The organism is New Jersey aster yellows phytoplasma (assembly GCF_002554195.1).
Taxonomy (GTDB): Bacteria; Bacillota_I; Bacilli_A; order Acholeplasmatales; family Acholeplasmataceae; genus Phytoplasma.
In genome coordinates, this window is sequence record NZ_MAPF01000018.1 from 1 (window position 1) to 3,944 (window position 3,944).

Annotated in this window: 2 protein-coding genes, 2 pseudogenes and 1 riboswitch; all 4 genes and pseudogenes read right to left on the bottom strand. The window is 21.9% G+C overall.

Going from position 1 to position 3,944, the window contains the following annotated elements; translation table 11 throughout:
* Positions 1–243: 243 nt before the first annotated feature.
* On the bottom strand, positions 244–975 hold the full coding sequence (locus tag BBA70_RS00695) for an ABC transporter permease subunit (RefSeq protein WP_252861453.1): 732 nt from the start codon (positions 973–975) through the stop codon (positions 244–246).
* Positions 976–1,314: 339 nt separating this feature from the next.
* The gene (locus tag BBA70_RS00700; RefSeq protein ID WP_252861454.1) at positions 1,315–1,926 is read right to left on the bottom strand and encodes a transporter substrate-binding domain-containing protein; all 612 of its coding nucleotides are present in this window, start codon (positions 1,924–1,926) and stop codon (positions 1,315–1,317) included.
* 55 nt (positions 1,927–1,981) lie between these two features.
* A riboswitch (Lysine riboswitch) is annotated at positions 1,982–2,152 on the bottom strand.
* A 108-nt stretch (positions 2,153–2,260) separates the two neighbouring features.
* Positions 2,261–2,567: pseudogene (locus BBA70_RS00705) on the bottom strand (transposase); the annotation flags it as partial.
* 364 nt (positions 2,568–2,931) lie between these two features.
* Positions 2,932–3,186, bottom strand: a pseudogene (locus tag BBA70_RS00710) (phase variable surface lipoprotein); the annotation flags it as partial.
* Positions 3,187–3,944: the final 758 nt, after the last annotated feature.

A 3,944-nucleotide genomic window follows, 5' to 3' on the forward strand; every position in this document is an offset into this window, starting at 1 on the left:
GATATTAATCAAATTTTAAAAAACTTTATTATTCAATTTTGATAAATTGGAAATAATTGGAGAGTCTATAATTAATTCTATATTTTTTATCATTTTGCTTTGGCTTTTTGTATTTATACCTCAAAATATAAAACGATTTCCAAGCATATCTGATTTTTTTTTGCTATTTATCTTTAATAATAATATCTTGTTGTTTGGGCTGTTATAATTAGATATTTATTTTAATATCTTATATTATATAATTTAAACTTGTCTTATTTTTTCCATTTTTTTCAAAAAGAAAACAACAGTTCCTACAATAATAAAATAAATAATAGAAGAAATATAATAAGGTTTAGGGCTTGCAACACTACTATACAAAGCATTAGAAGCACAAGCAATATCAATAATTCCACCTAACATACTAAAAACAACACAATCTTTTAAATTAATAATAAACTCATTTAAAATAGGAGTTTGTGATCTTTTAATAGCTTGGGGTAAAACAATATAACGCATTGTTTGAGTATGTGTCATTCCTAAAGACAAGGAAGCCTCAATTTGCCCTTTATCCAAAAAGTAAATATTTTTAGTAATAATTTCTGAAATATAGCCCATAGTATTTAAAATAATTACCATATAAGCAGCAAACATTGGAGTATACCAAGTAGCATTTTTGAAAAAAATAAACTCTTTTAAGAAAAAATAACTCACAAAAGCTTGCACTAACATAGGAGTGCTTTTAATAATCCATATATAAAAATTAATAATTATACATCCTATTTGATGCAAATAATAAATTAAAAAATGACTTTTCTTTTTGGTAATATCTAACACTTGGAAAAGAACTAACAATAAAGATAAGACAAAACCTCCAAAAGTTCCATAAAACCCAAATTTAAGAGTTGTTAAAATGCCTCTTTTATAAAGAGAAAAATTATTTTTAAAAATAGACCATATATTTAATGTATCTTTTTCTGAGTTTTGTTTATCCATGAATTCTTTTCTTTTTTTGATGGTAAGTGTGTATTTATTTTCTGTGGTAGGTTCTTTTGTTAAAAAATCATCAATGTCTTTTTTGGTAATGCCTTTTTTTTAATAATTTCTTCTTGTTTTTTAAATCCAATAGCAAGTCCTCCAGCGGCTTGTTTTATTTCGTTATCTAAAATTGTTTTTTTTGGATTTCTATTCGCTCTAAATTATTATGATTTTGTAAATGTTTTTGGGCAACATTTGCATCAGCTAAATAAAAATAATTGGAGTCTGTTTGAACTTTTTGAGCTTGGAAATCAAAATTATCAATTCCTTCTGCTTCATTTCCTTTTAATGTTTTGGCTATTTGTTCGTAAAAAGTTCCTCGTTGATATAAAATTTTTCCAGGTAATTGAATTTGGTCGATATTTTGATTATTAATTTTTTTTTAAAATAATCCTTATCAAAATAAGGATTATTTTTATTTATAATAATAAAATAAGATTGATCTTCATCATAATAAGAATGGTCAGTAAAATCAATTTGGGCTTGTCTTTCTTCTGTTTTGCTCATCCCTGCAATAATTAAATCAATATCTCCTTTTTGACAAGCAGGAATTAAACTATTAAAATCTATTTTTTTAATTAATAATTTAATATTTTTATCATACTTTTCATTTAAATAATTAACTAATTCTTTAGCTACTAAAACATCATATCCAACAACACCAATATCACTTTCTTTACCATTTATTGTTAAAGGATGTGGTTCTTTATCTTTATTATTAGAAAGATAATTATAAGGTTTGTAATTGCATTCCATTCCTACAACTAAAACATTTTCATCTTTATTTTTAGTATTTTGAGGATAGAAATCATCATATAACAAAAAAGATACAATAATAATTAAAATTGTTAAAAAAAGATATTTAGCTTTAAAATAATTCTTAATTCTTGAAAAATATAACGTTAGCAAATGACTTTCCTTCCTATAAAACAAAAAACCTTCTTAAAAGAAGGTTTGAGAGAAACTTGATTAAAGCGCCTTTGCTGTTAAAACAGCAAGAATATTATAGATATTTTCTATAATCTCATAATAAATTATTGCCATAATTATTATTCGGCGATGGTTACCTTTCTTATGCTTCATAGAATGCCTTCTTCACATAATACTCTTTTACACCGCTACCTCTTTTGATTTTATATAAAAATTTATTTAAATAATTAAATTATATAATAAAAATTTATTATATAGTAAATTATAACATAATTTTTTTAAATGGTAATTGTTTTATCAAAAATATAAAGAAATTATTTTCTTTCATAATGAAATAAACTTTTTTCTTAGTGATGGTTTCATTAAAGATTTTTTTGGTATAAATTAGTAATTTTACGATGACCATAAAAATATTCATGAATTTGACATAAAACTTTAATAGGGTTTTATTGTAATAAGTATTTTTCTTCTTTGGTTTTGATTTTATTTTCGACTTTCAACCAACAATAAGTGTTTCTTTTGATTTTGATATTTTTTAAAATAGTTGTTAAATTTAGTTTTTTTAAATCGTTAAAACAATTAAAAAACTGTTTTTTTATCAATTTTATAATTTTTTTCATTAGAGTTTGTAATAATTTATTTTTTTGTTTAATATTTCTCTTAATTTTTTATTTTTCATAATTGAAATATTTTTTCTTTTTTTATATCATATACATAATCATTATAACTATGAATGATTATTATTTATTTAAAAAAAAGGTGTTGCTCGCAACTGGGAGATTTTTATTTTTCTTCTTTTATTTGTGTGTACTTATAATTTTTGTTAGCGCTTCAGCGCGTTAGGGGATTTTGTTTGGTTTGAATTCAAAACACCTCTTTTTTAATAATGAAAAAAGAAAATAGGGAGTTATATATTATATCACTCCTTAAATAAGTTAATCTTTATATATTTTAAAAAACGTTAGTTAAAGTGTTATAAAACTATTAATTATCTTCTTTTAGTGAATATTTATACATAGGATATAACTTTTTCAACCTATAACCTTGTTTGGTTTTAATTAAGAAAGATTTAATATATTTTAAATCTTCTTTTCAGTAATAAATAATGTTTAATCCTTTCTTATAATTAGTTTTAATGGGTTTATTGTATTTTTCTCGTTTTTTAGGATCTAATTGTTGTAATTGTAAAGTTTCTAATTTATGGAAATATTTTTTTCCAATTAATTCTTTGATATGATTTTAGTTTAATTTTGATAATTGATTTGAAAAAAGATGATATAGATGTTTAAATGTATTATTTCAACTTTTAAAAAGGGTTAAATCTGAAAGTAATAGTTTAAAAAACCATTTACTAGAATATTGTAGGCGATTAAAGAACCATTAAAAAAAATACCAACTTTTAAGTTGGTTTCCTTATTGTTTCTAAATACTAAAAAATATTTTTCTTATTACTTACATTATAGCATTAATAATAAATTATAAAAATTTAATCAGATAGAATATATTTTATCAACATATCTGATAACATACCTGTTATTTGAGAAGACATAAAAATTAAAATAGACTCGGATTCATCATCTGAATATGTTTCGCTACATTCGATGAGAGATGATAATAATATAACACAACAATTTTCAAAATACTGATTCCAATTTGTAAAAGTATCATTGATTTCTATACTATTGCGAATTGAATTATTCACAATAACTTTTTTCAAATTATTCACAATTTTTACTAAATTTGTATTCGAAGATTCTTGAATAGATTTTTGACTTTTAAACTTATTTGAAGATTCGCTATTGATTATATCACAACATTTTTGAGTAATATCATTTAATTTTCAACATTATTAGGATTTATTGTTATCCCTAAATTAAATAAATTAATTCTGTTTAAAGCCAAGAGAGAAAATTTTTTACAATCTATATCAATAAAATTAAATTTCTTATTTTTGACTTCTAAAATTTCACTAGTATGTTTTTTTTGTATATTTGTTG

What these genes read in the sequence shown, in the direction of transcription:
- BBA70_RS00695 (WP_252861453.1), bottom strand. Translation starts at nt 975, where the DNA reads ATGGATAAACAAAACTCAGAAAAAGATACATTAAATATATGGTCTATT.